This is a genomic window from Pseudomonas fluorescens (assembly GCF_004683905.1).
Classification (GTDB): domain Bacteria; phylum Pseudomonadota; class Gammaproteobacteria; order Pseudomonadales; family Pseudomonadaceae; genus Aquipseudomonas; species Aquipseudomonas putida_A.
Genome location: NZ_CP038438.1, coordinates 1,716,940 through 1,732,478, shown reverse-complemented (window position 1 = coordinate 1,732,478; position 15,539 = coordinate 1,716,940). Strand labels below are relative to the sequence as shown.

Below are 15,539 nucleotides of genomic sequence, written 5' to 3'. Positions count from 1 at the left end.
TGCAGATCGGGTTATTCGACCAACGACCAGTCCAGCGGCGTGCCACGTTTGATCGCCTGACGAGCGCGGCGACCGAGGACGGCCTCGGTGTGCTTGGGCGGCAGACCGAGACCTGGGCGAATGGCGCGCAGATTGTCCCCGGAAAAGGCTTCACCGGCCGCCATGTCGGCAGTGACGTACAGCGAGCGGCGATAGACCAGCGACTTGCGCTCGGCCTCAGTGACGCCGTAATGCACCTGGCCCATGGCCTGCCAGGCGCGTTCGGTTTCCACCACCAGGCTGGCCAGTTCCGCCGGCTCCAGCGAGAAACTGGCGTCGACCCCGCCCGCCGAACGGTCGAGGGTGAAGTGTTTCTCCACCACCGTCGCCCCGAGCGCCACAGCGGCCACGGACACGCCAACGCCCATGGAGTGATCGGAAAGACCTACCTCGCAACCGAACAGTTCACGCAGATGCGGGATCGTGCGCACATTGCTGTTGAGCGGGGTTGCCGGGTAAGTGCTGGTGCATTTGAGCAGCACCAGATCCTTGCACCCTGCCTCGCGGGCGGCGCGCACGGTTTCGTCGAGCTCGGCGATGCTGGCCATGCCGGTGGAGATGATCAGCGGTTTGCCGGTCGCCGCCACGCGACGAATCAACGGCAGATCGGTGTTTTCGAAACTGGCGATCTTGTACGCCGGCACGTCGAGGCTTTCGAGAAAGTCCACCGCCGTGTCATCGAACGGCGTCGAGAACGCGAGCATGCCCAGCTCTTTGGCCCGGGCAAAAATCGGCGCGTGCCACTCCCATGGGGTATGGGCTTTCTCATACAGGTCGAACAGCGAAGTGCCGGCCCACAGGCTGTTCGGGTCCTTGATGAAAAACTCGCCCTCGGCCAGATCCAGGGTCATGGTCTGCGCGGTGTAAGTCTGCAACTTCAAGGCGTGCGCGCCAGCCTTGGCGGCGGCTTCGACAATCTGCAGGGCCACCTCCAGCGACTGGTTATGGTTGCCGCTCATCTCGGCAATGATGAACGGCGGCGCATCGGCACCGATCAGACGCTCGCCAATCTTGAAACTACTCATCGCGGTGATCCTTCAAAACCTTGGTGAACGCGCAGGCACTCTGGGTGAATCCGGCGTCACGAAACACATTCAAAGAGGGGCGATTGCCCGGCAGCACCTGAGCGGTGACAACGGTCATCTGCGGCCAGTGCTCGCGGACGAACGCCTCGCCTCGCGCCAGCAGCGCCCGGCCCCAGCCGAGACCGAGCCGTCCTTCCAGCAGATACAGCGACACTTCGGCTTCAAAGCCGCGCAGGTCATAACGCAAGACGCCGACCGCGCCGTCATCGGCCTGCGCAATCAACAGCAGACGCTGCGGATTGCGCAGGCTCGCATTCAGCCAGTTCAGGTGCTGCGGCCATTCGATTGCAGCCGTGTCCAGTGACCAACGCCGCACAGCCTCGGCATTGCGCCCGTCGAACAGTAATTGCGCATCATCGAGGGTCGCCGGGCGCAGCTTGAGCACCGCACCGGCCAGCGCCGCCGCCACGCGCAAGGCACCGCGCCCATCGACCAGTTGCCGCGAACGCTCGGCCAGGCTCTGGCGCAGATAAAAATTGTCGACGACAAAACCGATGGCGTCGCGCAGTTGTTCGACGCTGACCTGCTCGCGGGCGCCCATGAACACATGCGCCCCCGCCGCCGCCATCACTTCGCCGTTGGCCTGCTGATTGTTCGATACCGCGATGCAGAGGGTCGGCAGGCCGAGGGCTGCACGCTCCCAACTGGTGCCGCCACCCGCGCCGATAAACAGATCGGCCGCGGTCATGCGTTGCTGGAAATCGCTGACGAAACTGTGCAGGCGCCAATGCGGCCGTGTTGCGGCCAGTGCCTGCATTTGCGCCCACGCAGGATTGTCTGCACCGGCAACGAAATCCACTTCCAGCTCTGCGAAGTCCTGCAGCGCCAGCATCGCGTGATGGGTCTGCATCGCCGCATCGAAACCACCGAAATTCACCAGCACCCGGCGCGCCTTGGGCTTGATCGCAATGGCCGGGCAGACGAACTCTTCGCGCAACATGGCGTAGCGCGGGCCGAGCAAGGTCCGGCAGCCTTCGGGCAGCAGCGGCGCGTAGTTCTCGCTGAGGCCGGACAGGTTCTGATTGAGCAGCAGATCAACGCTGTAACGGCGGGTGGCGAGATCATCCACAGCCGCAATCCGTGGCGCCCAACGACGGGCAGCGGTTTGCCAGTGATGATCAAGGCCGTAGTGGTCGGCAATGATCCAGTCGAATGCGGCGTGACCTGCCAGCAAGGCGTCCAGCGCCTCGATATCTGCCTGCCACGGCAGCATCGATTCGATGGCTTGCTGCGGGTCTTCGTCGGGGTAGACGTCCGGCAAGGCGAAGGTCTCGAAACCTTCGGCAGCCAAGGCATCGAGCCGATGCCCGGGCAACCGCCGACAGGCAAACGCGACATGACTGCCCTGTTTGCGCAGCACTCGCGCCAGCGTCAGGCAACGGGCAATGTGGCCACTGCCGATGGTCGGCGAAGCGTCAGCGCGGATCAGCACTCTCATTGCAGTTCTCCGCCGGCCTTGAGCGCGGCGTAGAGGTATTCGGCGCGTTTCCAGTCTTGCGGCGTATCGATGTCCTGCACCAGATGCCGCGGCAGAAGCACCGGTAGGCTGGCGCTTGAATACAACACGTCACCGCGCAGCCACGCCTCGCGACGGCCCCAGTAAAACTGGCCGGCGTCCTGAAAAGCTTCAGGCAGATCCTGCGAGCGGGTGTTGCGAAATTCCGGGTACAACGCGGTCAATGCGCCCTGCCCGTCCAGCGTCAGCGCACGCTGCACCGGGAAACCAAAGCTGCACACGGAGAACGCAAAGGCTTTGTCCGGGTGCTGCTGCAACAGCTCAAATCCTTGCCGCAGGAAGCGCGCCTGCAACAACGGCGCCGTGGCGTACACGCAGCAGGCGTAATCGAAGGCTGGCAGTTGCTGCAAGGCATGCACGATCACCGCAGCGGTGCCGGTGAAATCATCCGCCAGTTCAGCCGGGCGCAGGAACGGCACTTGCGCACCGTGGGCCAGCGCCAACTCAGCAATTTCCGCGTCATCGGTACTGACCACGACCTGTTCGAACAGGTCACTGTCGAGCGCCGTATGGATCGAGCGGACAATCATCGGCACGCCATCGAACGGCAACAGATTCTTGCGCGGGATGCGCTTGCTGCCGCCACGGGCCGGGATGATTGCGACGCTGTTCAAGGACGTTTTTCCAGCAGAAACCAAGTGATGTCATCCACCGGGAATTGTGGGTCACGGTGATAACCAAAGCCGTAATCGAGCAAGTGCAGATCGGCATAACGATCGAGCATTTCCCCGGCGAAATCGCGCTTGAACAGCTTGCCGCTGTTGCCGCGATAGGACACTTCCACCGGTGCCGGATTGTAGTATTCGGCGATCAGGATGTAGCGCTGGCTTAACGCATACAACTGCGCATAGGCGGTCGGCAGCAGCTCCGGCGCCAGATGGATCAGCACGCCTTTGCTCAGGGTCAGGTCGTAGCTGCGCTCGCGGGGAAAATCGAACAGCGAGCCGTGCCAGATCTGCGCGATGCCCAGTGTCCGCGCCTGGGCACAGGCGCTTTCATTGATCTCGACGCCGAACAATTCACTGTGCGGCAGCAGCTGACGCAGCGCCTGCAAGTTGTTGCCGGCATTGGTGCCCAGCTCAACCACACTGTCGATGCGCCCGGCGCGGCTCAGGGCCTTGGCGAACAACGCCAGGTTGGCCGCGACCAACGGCTGACCGACGTTGCGATCGACGTACTGGTTGCCGAAATCGCCCTGCCAGAATTTTTCCTGCTCACTCAGATCACGCATTGCACAGTCTCATTCGCCGCCGCAGCGGGGTTTATTCGGTCAGCCGGCGCAATTGCTCAACCACATGATCCTGCTGCTCATCACTGAGCAACGGATACAGCGGCAGGCTGATCGCCTCGGCGTAATAACGCTCGGCTTCGGGGAAGTCGCCTTCGGCAAAACCCAGGTCGCGATAGTACGGCTGCAAATGCACAGGAATATAATGCAGGTTCACGCCGATGCCGGCGGCACGCAAGCCTTCGAACACCTGACGGTGGGTCAGGCCGATGCGTTCGGTCTGCAAGCGCACCACGTACAGGTGCCACGCCGATTCCGCCTCCGGCTGCGCGCTGGGCAAGCTCAGTGGCAGGTAGGCCAGCAACCGGTCGTAACGCGCCGCCAGTTCGCGGCGACGGGCGATGAAGCTGTCCAGTTTGGCCAGTTGCGACAGACCCAGCGCCGCCTGCAACTCGGTGATCCGGTAATTGAAGCCCAGCTCGATCTGCTGGTAATACCACGGGCCGTGGCTGGGTTCGCTCATCTGCTGCGGATCGCGGGTCATGCCGTGGCTGCGCAGGCGTTGCAGACGCTCGGCCAGTTGCGGGCGATTGGTCAGGACCATGCCACCTTCGGCGCTGGTGATGATCTTCACCGGGTGGAAACTGAACACGGTCATCGCCGCAAATTCCCCGCAACCCACCGGGCGCCCGGCGTAGCTGGCGCCCACCGCGTGCGAGGCGTCTTCGATCACGGTGAAGTTGTAGCGCTCGGCCAGTTCGGCAATCTTGCGCAGGTCGCAGCTCTGCCCGGAGAACGCCACCGCCACCAACACTTTCGGCAGCGTGCCGTCCTGCTCGGCCTGATCGAGCTTCGCGGCGAGGGCGAAGGCATCGAGGTTCCAGGTCAGCGGATCGATGTCGACGAAATCCACGTCGGCGCCGCAATAGCGCCCGCAGTTGGCTGAGGCCAGAAAAGTGTTCGGCGTGGTCCACAAGCGATCACCCGGGCCAAGGCCGGCCGCGAGGCAAGCGATGTGCAGCGCCGCGGTGGCGTTGCACACCGCTACCGCGAAATCCGCCTGGCATCGTTCGGCCACCGCCTGCTCGAAACGCTCGATAGTCGGCCCTTGAGTCAGCCAGTCCGATTGCAAAACCTCGACCACTGCATCGATGTCCGCCTGATCAACGCTCTGCCGACCGTAGGGAATCATGCCGAGAGCTTCGCGTGCAGCTCGGCGATCTGCCCGACCGAGAGGTAGTGCGGGTTGGTATCGGAGCGGTATTCGAAATCTTCACTCACCGGCCGCCCATGTTCGCCGAGCTTGTCGATGGAGAAATCGACATCGACGCTGGTGAAGCGGATCGACGGCTGAATGGTGTAGTGGTCTGCGAACTCCAGGGTCATCCGCGCATCGTCCAGCGGCACCATCAGTTCATGCAGTTTTTCCCCGGGACGAATACCGACGTTCTTGTGCGGCAGATGCTCGGCCATGCCCCGCGCCAGATCGACGATGCGAATCGACGGAATCTTCGGCACGAACACTTCGCCGCCGTGCATCCGCGCAAAGCTGTCGAGGACAAACTGCACGCCGTGATCGAGGGTGATCCAGAATCGGGTCATGCGCTCGTCGGTGATCGGCAACTCCTGCGCACCGTCGGCAATCAGCTTGCTGAAAAACGGTACGACCGAGCCACGGGATCCGGCCACGTTGCCGTAGCGCACCACGGCAAAACGGGTCTGCTGCTCGCCGGCAATGTTGTTGGCGGCGACGAACAGTTTGTCCGACAGCAGCTTGGTCGCGCCGTACAGGTTGATCGGGCTGGCCGCTTTGTCGGTGGACAGCGCGACGACTTTCTTCACGCCATTGTCGATGGCGGCGGCGATGATGTTCTCCGCACCATTGACGTTGGTGCGGATGCACTCGGTCGGGTTGTACTCCGCCGCCGGCACCTGCTTGAGCGCCGCCGCGTGCACCACGTAGTCGATGCCGCGCATGGCCTGCCGCAGACGGTCGGCGTCGCGTACGTCACCGAGAAAGTACCGCATGCACGGCGCGTTGAACGTCTGCTGCATTTCGTACTGCTTGAGCTCATCGCGGGAGAACACCACCACGCGCTTGGGCTGGTATTGCTCAAGCAGACGGGCGATGAATTTGCGCCCGAACGAGCCGGTGCCGCCAGAGATGAAGATCGATTTACCGTTGAACATGTGCTGATTCCTGTTCCTTGTCCGACGGACTCAAGCGAGTAACTGCGACCAGTTGACCGGCGTGCTTTCACCCAAGGTAAAACCTTTGCCGATGAGGGATAGATTGGCGTTATAGGCACTGTCCTGCGCAAAGGCGCCGCCCCACTTCTCACGCAAAGCAGCCAGGGCTGATGGCGCTTGCGGCAAGAGGCCCGGATGCACAACCTGCACCAGCGGCGTCCACACAATGAGGTAACCCGCATCACCGGCCTTGAGGCACAGATCGACATCGCTCAAGCCGTCGGCGAACGCCACTTCGTCCAGACCGCCCAGTGCGTTGAACAGTTCTTTGCGGATCATCAGGCACACTTTCGACACCGCGGAATAATTCTGCTCGACCGCCAAGCGTTGCATGTAGCCTTCAGCGGAATGTTTTTCACCGATAAAAGGCGAACCCACGCCATCGTTCAGACCAACAATCAAACCGGCATGGGCGATTTTGCCGTCACGATCGACGAGTTTGGCGCCGACGATAGCCACTTCCGGACGCTGTGCATGATTGAGCAACGAGTCGATCCAGTTCGGATTGACGATTTCGCTGTCAGCGGCCAACAGCACCAGATACTCACCCTGCGCCTGCTCGCTGGCGGCGTTGTACAACGCCGTCTCGCCGAGCGGCTGATCGGCACGCAGCACATTGACTTTAGGGTTACGCAGCGTGCCCAGCCAGTCATTGACCTCGGCCGACTGATTCGGATTCGCCGCAATCAGCACTTCATAACGGCTGTAACGGGTTCTGAGCAACACGCCTTCCAGGCAGCGACGCAGTGCCGGCAGGTCGTCGATGGCTGGCACAATAATCGAGACCAGCGGCTGGTCGGGATGACGGTAGTCAATCTGATACGTACCGGGTGTCGCCGAAGTGACCCTGGCCTTGTAACCGCGATTGCCCAGGTGACGCAGCAGCGCCTGACGTTCGTGGGCATTTTCTTCCAGTATCGAGGCCTGGGTGATCAGCAGTGGCTCGTCGAGGTGCGCCAGGCCGCCAATGCCGCCCTGTTCGATGATGCGCAGCAGCAGATCCAGTTCCAGGGCCTTGCTGAAGTCGGCCTGATAACCACCGGCTTCGAGCAACACTTCGCGGCGAATCAACCAATGACGCGCCATCAGCGCTGGAATGCTTTGCAGCAGGTCCAGATTGAAGCCCGGGCGGAAGACGTCGACCAGCGCACCGTTTTCCTTGCGCTGGATTTCATCGGTGGCCACGGCACGCACACCTGTGGCGGACATCAGTTCCAGACTGGCCCGCAACAAGCCGCCAGCGGTGAACTCGTCGCCCGCTTGCGCCAGCAGCAGCCAGTCGCACGGTGACTGTTGGGCGCTCTGATTCAACTTGTCGACATAGTTGCTCTGGGTGACGCGCACGAAGTGCAGGGTGTTTTGCGCGGTGGTCGCTACCGGCGGTTCGCCCGTGGTGAACACCACAATCTTGAACGCTTTGCAGTGCCCCTCGAGCAGACTGTCGAGCGAGACCTGCACCTTGTCGATCTGGTCATCCAGATCCAGCAGGAAAATGCCGAACTGCGGGCCACCGTCATGGGCCGACAGCTGTCGAGTGATCGACTCGACCTGTTGCGCCGACGGCTCACGCGCGGCCAGCCACTGCAGCAGGCGACCGGATTTCATTTTTTCGAAGACTGCCTGATTATCTTCAACCGTCAGCGCTTCAAGTCGAGCAATCCATTCGTTCACCGACTGGGCGGCTTCGTCTTCACCCAGGGTGTCGAGATGTGCGGCAAGGCGTTTGACGACGGTCCGGTTGAAAGCATTGAGGTCATGCGCCTGCCACAAACGGTCCACCACACTTTCCGGGGTATCGTTGTTGCGTGCCTGCAGCAAGTGCGCCTGACGCGTCCATATGCCTTCAAGTCCTTCCAGTTGCATACGGCCGGCGGGCATGGCGTGCAGCATGAATTCGAACTGCTCCAGACGATCAAAGAACGGCTGGTTGTAAAACGGCATCTCGACGTACTGCAACGGGCCGAAACGACGATCTGGATGCCTGAGGTTCTGGTTCCAGGTGGATTCGAAAATCAGTTCTGCAGTCAGCGCGCGCCCAGTCTTCAAGCTGTCGGCCATGGCCTCGAAACTCTGCAGGACAAACGCCTTGAGCTGTCCGGCGTCGAGCCCTTGAATGGCGGTTGGCAGAGAGGCGAGAAACTCGGCAAAGGCCTCTCGCTCGGCGACCGATTTGCCGTCGGCGTAGGTCAGCGAGTGATACACATCGGTATTGTGCTCGGAGACACCGTAGTTGATCTCACGCACCACATAAGGCATCGGCAGGATCCGCGCCTTGGCACTGGCCAGCAGGTAATAGACGTGACCGATTTCCTGCCACTGGAAATTGGTACCCGGTGGCAACGCCGAATGCCAGTTTTTCATCAGGTCAGTACGGGTCACCGCGTAGAACGGCGGAATGTACTGGCTCATGTAATCGATGACACGATCCTGCGCCCGCTCGGACGAATAGTCTTCCTGGACTTTCTTGTCACGACGGTAGTAGTTCACGCCATGGGCCAGAGACAGGTACATCAGGCAATAGCCGTGGCACATGCCGTAGTCCTGATTCGCCTGCAGGAAGTTCACGGACTCGGCCAGCGAATCGTGCAGGATGAAGTCATCGTCAGCCGCCAGCACCATATACGGCGTGGTCAGCTGCTCCACACCATAAGCCAGTTTGGCCTGCATGCCCCAGTAGGCGAACTGCGGTACATGGTGATAATCGACGGCAGAAAAATCCCCTTCAGGCCGCTCGACCGTCGAGTCGAGCACCATGATCCGGCAGGGCAAGCTGCTGTAATACTTCACCGCCCGACGCAGGAACGCCGGCCGATTGTGAGTAATCAGCACCACGGTCAACAGCTCGTTGAGCGGTAGCGCCAGTTCAGAACTGTACTTGCCTTGCATAACTTCTCTCCACAACCGGCGACTCGCCGAGATAACGCTTTGGTGATGGTGCGAATTAACGAACGCGACGCAGATAGCCGTCCGGCGCCACGGTGATCAGCAGCTTGTTCTGCAACTGCTGGTCGATCTCGAAGTCCTGGTTCTCTTCCAGGTACTTCCACACCGCGGTTTTCGGATTGTCGCCCGGGCCCCATGGACGATCCGGGAAGAAATCGGCCGGCATGTCTTCGACCACGGTGTCCATCACCACGCAGTAGCTGTCGACCGAGACCAGCGGCGCATACAGGCGCAGCTCTTCGAGCACGTGGTCGTGGGTGTGGTTGGAGTCGAGCACCAGAATGACCTTCTTGCCTTTGGCCGCAGCCTGCACCTGAGCGGCGATGGCCGGGTCGATGCTCGAACCTTCGATCATCTTGATGCGCTTGGCCATCGGGTGGCTTTCGATCGCTTCACGGTTGTGCGGGCGGATGTCGAGGTCGATGCCCAGCACTTCGCCGTGACCTTGCAGTTCCAGCAATGAGGCGTAGTAGATGATCGAACCGCCGTGGGCGATGCCGCACTCGATGACCAGATCCGGCTTGACCTGCCAGATGATCTCCTGCATCGCCATCATGTCCTGCGGCAGCTGGATGATCGGGCGACCCATCCACGAGAAGTGGTAGCTGTACTTGTGTTTGGCCGATTCGTTGAAGAAATCACGGGCCAGGCCAGTCAGTTTCTGGTCGTCGCCCTGCTGGGCGATCTGCTCGCGGCACTCGGCTTCGAAAGCTTGGTTGATGCTGTTGTCGGTCATGTTCAAAGTCTCAATGGTCACTGGAACGAAGCGCTATCGACGGCGTGATAGACGTAGCGTCCACCGGTCATCCGCTTGATTTCTTCGAGGTAATTGGAGTTCATCACAAACAGGTGGGCGCCTTCGGGCAGCGCATCCATCGCCTCTTGCGGCGAGGACACCCGCGCGCCGCTCAGCGGCAGATAACGCCCCTGTTTGGCCGGGTTGATATCCACCACACGATCCACCGCGACACCCGCGCGTTGCAGGAACAGCGAATAGATCACGCCTTTGGACGATGCGCCCCAGATCGCCGAACCCTGCTCGGGTGCGGACTGAATGATCTGCACCGCGCGCTCGAGGCTGGCGGTGAAACCGTCCGGCAGCGTCAGGCGTGGCACCGGTTGCTGCGGAGTCAGGCGCAATGTCGACAGGTCGGCGACGATGTACAGGTATTGGCCGCCAAACAGGTGGCCGGCCTCGTGCACGGTGCCGAACATCCGGCGCAGGTCATCGAGGCGGAAATAATTGACGTGCTCGTAGAACAGGTCGAACCACGCTTTGTGCTCGAGGATCCAGTCGAAGCACGGCACCTCGATGTAGATCTGCCCGCCCTGGTTGGCTTCGGCGATCACCGACAGGAAGCTGACCGGGTCTTCGATGTGTTCCAGCACATGGCGCAGGACAATGGCGTCAGCTGCCAGGCCAAGACCACGGGTGAACGGCGCCTTGATCACGTCGGCATTCTCGCCTTCATAGGCCGGGTCGATCCCGGTGATCGAATAACCGAGGCCCTTGAGCAGCTCAAGGAAGTAGCCCTTGCCGCAGCCGACTTCGATCAGCTCCTGGCCCTTGAAGTGCCTGGCGATGATGCCTTCAACGTCGCTCAGGTGCTTCTGGAACTGGCCCGAATGGGCCTGCTCGTTCTGATAGTCAGCGTCATAGCTGAGCTTGTCGGCATCGAACGCGGCGTTGAAGATCAGGCCGCTGCGCTCGTCCTGCACCAGCAGCATGTCGGCGCTGGCCGAAGCCTTTGCCGACTCCGGGTCGGCGAAGGTGCGGTTCTGCAACACCGGCAGGTCGGTGACCCGATACAACTCGTGCCTCATTGCGGCTCTCCCAGTAGCTGTTGCAAACGCTCGGTCACGGCCCAGAACGCCATCGGTTCATGGCTCGGATACGGGTAATGGCCGAGGTTCAGTTTCAGTGCCGCACCGCGCTCGCGCAGCCGTTGTTCAACCAGTGCGCGCACCGATACCGGTTGGCCACTGGCGCAGTTGATCACGCCGTTGAAATCGCGCTGATGCACGATCATGGCGAGGTAAGCGGCAGCGCTGGCGATCGGCAAAAAGTCCCGCAACTGCTCGCCGCCAGACATGTTGAACGACGCCTCCCCGGCATCGATCGCCCGGTCCAGCGCCGCCAGCAGACTGTTGGGGTTCTGCCCTTCGCCATGCAGGTAGAACAGACGCGCCCACTGCAAGGTGAACGGTTTTTCCTGCTGCAGATTTTGCAAAAACAGCTGCAGCGTGTGTTTGGCCAGACCGTAAGGATTGCTCGGCCGCGGCTCGACCTGCTCACTGAGAGGCCCGCTTTGCATGCCGTACTCGAAGCAGGTGCCGGTCACCAATACTTGCGCCACACCCGCCTCGACCGCGCCTTTGATAAAGCGGTAGTCGGCCATCAGGTTGTGCTCGAAATGGAACAGCGCCCGATAGTTCGGCAACCCCGGCCAGGCCAGGTGCGCGAGGACGTCGATACCGTCGGTGAGCGCCGCAATGTCCAGATCCGCCGCGTGAATATCCGTCGCGACGAATTCGACGTGATTGATCCACGGCATGCTCGCCGCAGTCTCGACATTACGCGCCACCGCACGTACCGCGCAGCCACGGGCGAGCAACGCCGCGACCAGATGCCGGCCGACGAAGCCCGTGGCCCCGGTGACCAGGACGTTCACAGGACTTTCATCTCAGGCACGGCGATTACGAAGCGCCCGTCCCACTGACGCACCTGCGCCAGTTGCTGACTGACTTCGTGCAGCAGGTTCCACGGCAACACCAGCACGTAGTCCGGTTTTTCGATGTCGATCTGCGCCGGCGCAACAATCGGAATACGACTGCCCGGTAGGAACTTGCCCTGCTTGTGCGGGTTGGCATCGGCCACCCACGCCAGCAGATCCGGTTTGACCCCGGCGTAGTTGAGCAAGGTGTTGCCCTTGGCCGCCGCGCCGTAACCGACCACCCGCTTGCCGTCGGCCTTGGCCTGCAACAGAAAGCGCAGCAGTTCATGCTTGATGCGTTCGGCAGCCGGCGCGAGGGTCGCGTAGTACTCAGGGGTTTTCACCCCGGCATCCAGCTCGGCCTGCAACTGTTGCTGCACCGCAGGCTGCACAGCACGACGCTCTCCGTCCTGGCGCTGCACGAACACCCGCAGCGAACCGCCGTGAGTGCTCAACTGACTGACGTCGAACACTTCCAGACCATTGCGCTCGCACAAGGTCTGCACGGCGGTCAGCGACAGGTAGGAATAGTGCTCGTGGTACAGCGTGTCGAACTGCGCGCCAGCTATCAGCGTCAGCAGTTGCGGAAATTCGAAAGTAGCGACGCCGGTCGGCTTGAGCAGCGTGGCGAAACCACCCAGGAAATCATTGATGTCCGGCACATGCGCGAGCACGTTGTTGGCGGCCATCAGGTCGGCGCCCCAGCCTTCGCTGTGCAGCTGCGCAGCGCTGTCGCGACCGAAGAACACTTCACGAATCTGCAGACCCTTTTCCCGCGCCGCTTGCGCGGTGCTGCGGGTCGGCTCGACACCCAGACACGGAATGCCGCGAGCGGCGACGTACTGCAGCAGGTAACCGTCGTTGGCGGCGACTTCGACCACACGACTGTCGGCGCTCAGAGCAAAGCGCTCGACCATCTCGGCGACATAACGCTCGGCGTGGGCCAGCCAGGTGCTGGAGAACGAACTGAAATAGGCGTACTCGGCGTCGAACAGGCTGTCGGCGCGGGTGTAGTCCTCGGTCTGCACCAGCCAGCACTGCTGGCACACGGCGACCTTGAGCGGCACCCACTGTTCGGCCTGCTCCAGGCGCTCGGCATGCACGTAGGCGTTGGACGGTGGCGAGGTGCCGAGGTCAATCAGCGGCAGGCTCAGCGGTGCGGCGCACCCACGGCAGTTCATAGATGCACTCCGGCAAAGTGTTGATCGAGCGCAGGATGGCTGGAATCACGCGCTGACAAATTATTGACAGGCAACGGCCAGGCAATCGCCAGCCGTGGATCGTTCACCGACAGCCCGCTCTCGTGCTCCGGCGCGTAATCAGCGCTGTGCAGGTAAAGCAGTTCGGCGTCGTCGGTCAGGGTCTGAAAGCCATGAGCGAAGCCGGCCGGAATCAGCAGGCTGCGACCGTCGCCAGCCTTGAGGTGCTCGGCGTGCCAGTGCAGAAAGGTCTCGGAATCAGGGCGCAGATCCACCGCCACGTCCCACACTTCACCGCGCAGGCAAGTGATCAGCTTGGCTTCCGGGGCGTTGGCATTCTGGTAATGCAGACCGCGCACACTGCCCTTGTCGCGGGTGCAGGAATGGTTGATCTGGCGGATATGAAATTCGCTGCCGAACGCGCTCAGGCTGCCTTCGCAGAACAGCCGGGCGAAATGCCCGCGCTGATCTTCGAAGCGTCTGTGCTGGACGCTGAACAGCCCGGCCAGCGGCAACGGTTTCAAGGAAAACTCGCTCACAGCGCGCCTCGGTACAGGTTCAGTTGGCCGAGAGTGACGTTGCGCATGTCATCGCCGTTCTGCCACGCCAGATGCCAGTCGAGGGTCTGGGTCAGGCATTGCTGCAAGGTCCAGCGTGGCTGCCAGCCCAACACCTGACGGGCGCGACTGCTGTCCAGACGCAACAGACCAGCCTCGTGCAGTTCGCTTTTCTCAATGCGCAAACCGCGTGCCTGTGGCCAGCGACTGGCGAGCAGTTCGACCACTTCGCCGACGCTGCACATGTCCGCCTCGCCCGGGCCGAAGTTCCACGCCCCGGCGTATTCCGGGCCTTGTTCGTAGAGACCCGCAGCCAGTTGCAGGTAACCGGCCAGCGGTTCCAGCGCGTGCTGCCACGGGCGCACCGCTTGCGGATAACGCAGGGTCACCGGCTCGTCCGCAGTCCAGGCTTTGAGCACGTCGGGAATCAGGCGTTCAGGGGCGAAGTCACCGCCGCCCAGGACGTTGCCGGCGCGCGCGGTGGCCAGGGCCAAACCGTGTTCGGCGTACTTGTCAGCCGGGAAAAACGACGCGGCGTAAGACTGCGCCAACAGTTCGCAGCAAGCCTTGCTGCTGCTGTAAGGATCGTGCCCGCCGAGGGCTTCGTCCTCGCGGTACGGCCACAGCCATTCCTTGTTGGCGTAAACCTTGTCGGTGGTCACCAGCACGCAGGCGCGCACGCAACCGACCTGACGGATCGCTTCGAGCAGGTTCAGCGTGCCCATGACGTTGCTGGAATAAGTGCCCAGCGGGTCGCGATAGCCTTCACGCACCAGTGGCTGCGCGGCCAGGTGCAGAACGATCTCCGGCTCGGTGTCGGCGATGATCTCCAGCAACGCGCCGAGATCACGCAGATCGCCACGTTGATCGTTGATCCCTTCGTGAACCCGCGCCAGTTCATACAGGCTCGGTTCGGTCGACGGATCCAGCGAAAAACCGCTGACTTGCGCACCGAGGCTTTGCAGCCACAGGGTCAGCCAGCTGCCTTTGAAACCGGTGTGGCCGGTAATCAGTACGCGTTTGCCGCGCCAGAAATCCGCACTCAGGCCCATTGCTTCCATGGGGCCTCCCCGCTCTGCCACAGCGCTTCGAGGTGGTTCTTGTCGCGCAGGGTGTCCATCGGATGCCAGAAGCCTTCGTGTTCGAAGGCGTTCAGCTGTTCATCCTCTGCCAGACGCGCCAGCGGCTCGGCTTCCCAGGTGGTTTCATCGCCAGCGATGTAGGACAGGACTTTGGGTGACAGCACGAAGAAGCCACCGTTGATCCAGCCACCGTCGCCGCGCGGTTTTTCGGTGAAACCCAGTACCTGATCGCCCTGGCGCTCAAGGGCACCGTAACGTCCCGGCGGCTGCACCGCGGTGACGGTGGCCAGGCGACCGTGGGCTTTGTGGTAATCGACGAGTTGAGCAATGTTGATGTCGGAAACGCCGTCGCCGTAGGTGAAGCAGAACGCCTCTTCATCCTTGAGGTAACGGCCGGCACGCAGCAGACGGCCACCGGTCATGGTTTCCTCGCCGGTGTCGATCAGGGTGACGCTCCACGGCTCGCTGTAGTTCTGGTGCACGTCCATGCGGTTGTTGCGCATGTCGAACGTGACGTCGGAGGTGTGCAGGAAGTAGTTGGCGAAGAAGTCTTTGATCGCATAGCCCTTGTAGCCCAGGCAAATCACGAAGTCGTGGATCCCGTGAGCGGAATACTGCTTCATGATGTGCCAGAGAATTGGCTTGCCGCCGATCTCGATCATGGGCTTGGGCTTGAGGTGCGACTCTTCACTGATGCGCGTGCCGAGGCCACCCGCCAAAATAACTGCCTTCATCGTCTCCCCTCTCGTTCGTCACCGGGCTGCGCATGGCTTGGTTGAGCGATGCGGGCCGTCTGGCTAACCCTTTTGCCGCCTGCGGCGCCGCTGCGATGACCGCGAGCGCTCGTTTTATGGCGATTTGAGGGGGACTTGCAGGAAACGCGCCAGCTCCGCGAGCGCTGCGTCGGGTGCGCCGTAAGGCATGAA

General features: G+C 61.9%; 14 protein-coding genes. All 14 read right to left on the bottom strand.

The window, feature by feature from the left end:
* Positions 1-11 precede the first annotated feature (11 nt).
* The 14 genes from pseI to rfbF are packed head-to-tail and all read right to left on the bottom strand — an operon-like array spanning position 12 to position 15,347.
* The gene (gene pseI, locus E4T63_RS07845) at positions 12-1,064 is read right to left on the bottom strand and encodes a pseudaminic acid synthase (RefSeq protein ID WP_135295216.1); all 1,053 of its coding nucleotides are present in this window, start codon (positions 1,062-1,064) and stop codon (positions 12-14) included.
* Positions 1,057-2,562 (bottom strand): UDP-2,4-diacetamido-2,4,6-trideoxy-beta-L-altropyranose hydrolase, encoded by a 1,506-nt coding sequence (gene pseG, locus E4T63_RS07840; protein ID WP_135295215.1) that lies wholly within the window; start codon positions 2,560-2,562, stop codon positions 1,057-1,059. The genes pseI and pseG overlap by 8 nt, the downstream gene beginning before the upstream one ends.
* The gene (gene pseF / locus E4T63_RS07835) at positions 2,559-3,254 is read right to left on the bottom strand and encodes a pseudaminic acid cytidylyltransferase (RefSeq protein WP_098967827.1); all 696 of its coding nucleotides are present in this window, start codon (positions 3,252-3,254) and stop codon (positions 2,559-2,561) included. Before pseF ends, pseG begins: the two co-directional genes overlap by 4 nt.
* The gene (locus E4T63_RS07830) at positions 3,251-3,871 is read right to left on the bottom strand and encodes a pseudaminic acid biosynthesis-associated methylase (RefSeq protein ID WP_098967825.1); all 621 of its coding nucleotides are present in this window, start codon (positions 3,869-3,871) and stop codon (positions 3,251-3,253) included. The genes pseF and E4T63_RS07830 overlap by 4 nt, the downstream gene beginning before the upstream one ends.
* Positions 3,872-3,902: 31 nt before the next feature.
* Entirely contained in the window at positions 3,903-5,060 is a 1,158-nt protein-coding gene (pseC, locus tag E4T63_RS07825; protein WP_098967823.1) for a UDP-4-amino-4,6-dideoxy-N-acetyl-beta-L-altrosamine transaminase, read from the bottom strand.
* Complete coding sequence (gene pseB / locus E4T63_RS07820) at positions 5,057-6,058, bottom strand: UDP-N-acetylglucosamine 4,6-dehydratase (inverting) (protein WP_047292505.1); 1,002 nt, start codon at positions 6,056-6,058, stop codon at positions 5,057-5,059. Before pseB ends, pseC begins: the two co-directional genes overlap by 4 nt.
* Before the next feature lie 30 nt (positions 6,059-6,088).
* Positions 6,089-9,004 (bottom strand): glycosyltransferase family 2 protein, encoded by a 2,916-nt coding sequence (locus tag E4T63_RS07815; RefSeq protein WP_135295214.1) that lies wholly within the window; start codon positions 9,002-9,004, stop codon positions 6,089-6,091.
* A gap of 55 nt (positions 9,005-9,059) precedes the next feature.
* Positions 9,060-9,797, bottom strand: a complete 738-nt coding sequence (locus E4T63_RS07810) for a cephalosporin hydroxylase family protein (protein WP_027614220.1) — start codon at positions 9,795-9,797, stop codon at positions 9,060-9,062.
* Positions 9,798-9,814: 17 nt separating this feature from the next.
* On the bottom strand, positions 9,815-10,885 hold the full coding sequence (locus tag E4T63_RS07805; protein ID WP_135295213.1) for a class I SAM-dependent methyltransferase: 1,071 nt from the start codon (positions 10,883-10,885) through the stop codon (positions 9,815-9,817).
* A complete protein-coding gene (locus tag E4T63_RS07800) occupies positions 10,882-11,733 on the bottom strand; it encodes an NAD-dependent epimerase/dehydratase family protein (protein WP_135295212.1) in 852 nt (283 codons plus the stop codon). The genes E4T63_RS07805 and E4T63_RS07800 overlap by 4 nt, the downstream gene beginning before the upstream one ends.
* Positions 11,730-12,956, bottom strand: coding sequence for a class I SAM-dependent methyltransferase (locus tag E4T63_RS07795; protein WP_135295211.1), 1,227 nt, complete (start codon positions 12,954-12,956; stop codon positions 11,730-11,732). Before E4T63_RS07795 ends, E4T63_RS07800 begins: the two co-directional genes overlap by 4 nt.
* The gene (rfbC, locus tag E4T63_RS07790; RefSeq protein WP_135295210.1) at positions 12,953-13,513 is read right to left on the bottom strand and encodes a dTDP-4-dehydrorhamnose 3,5-epimerase; all 561 of its coding nucleotides are present in this window, start codon (positions 13,511-13,513) and stop codon (positions 12,953-12,955) included. Before rfbC ends, E4T63_RS07795 begins: the two co-directional genes overlap by 4 nt.
* On the bottom strand, positions 13,510-14,592 hold the full coding sequence (rfbG, locus tag E4T63_RS07785; protein WP_098967814.1) for a CDP-glucose 4,6-dehydratase: 1,083 nt from the start codon (positions 14,590-14,592) through the stop codon (positions 13,510-13,512). Before rfbG ends, rfbC begins: the two co-directional genes overlap by 4 nt.
* Positions 14,574-15,347 (bottom strand): glucose-1-phosphate cytidylyltransferase, encoded by a 774-nt coding sequence (gene rfbF / locus E4T63_RS07780; RefSeq protein ID WP_095139348.1) that lies wholly within the window; start codon positions 15,345-15,347, stop codon positions 14,574-14,576. Before rfbF ends, rfbG begins: the two co-directional genes overlap by 19 nt.
* Positions 15,348-15,539 lie beyond the last annotated feature (192 nt).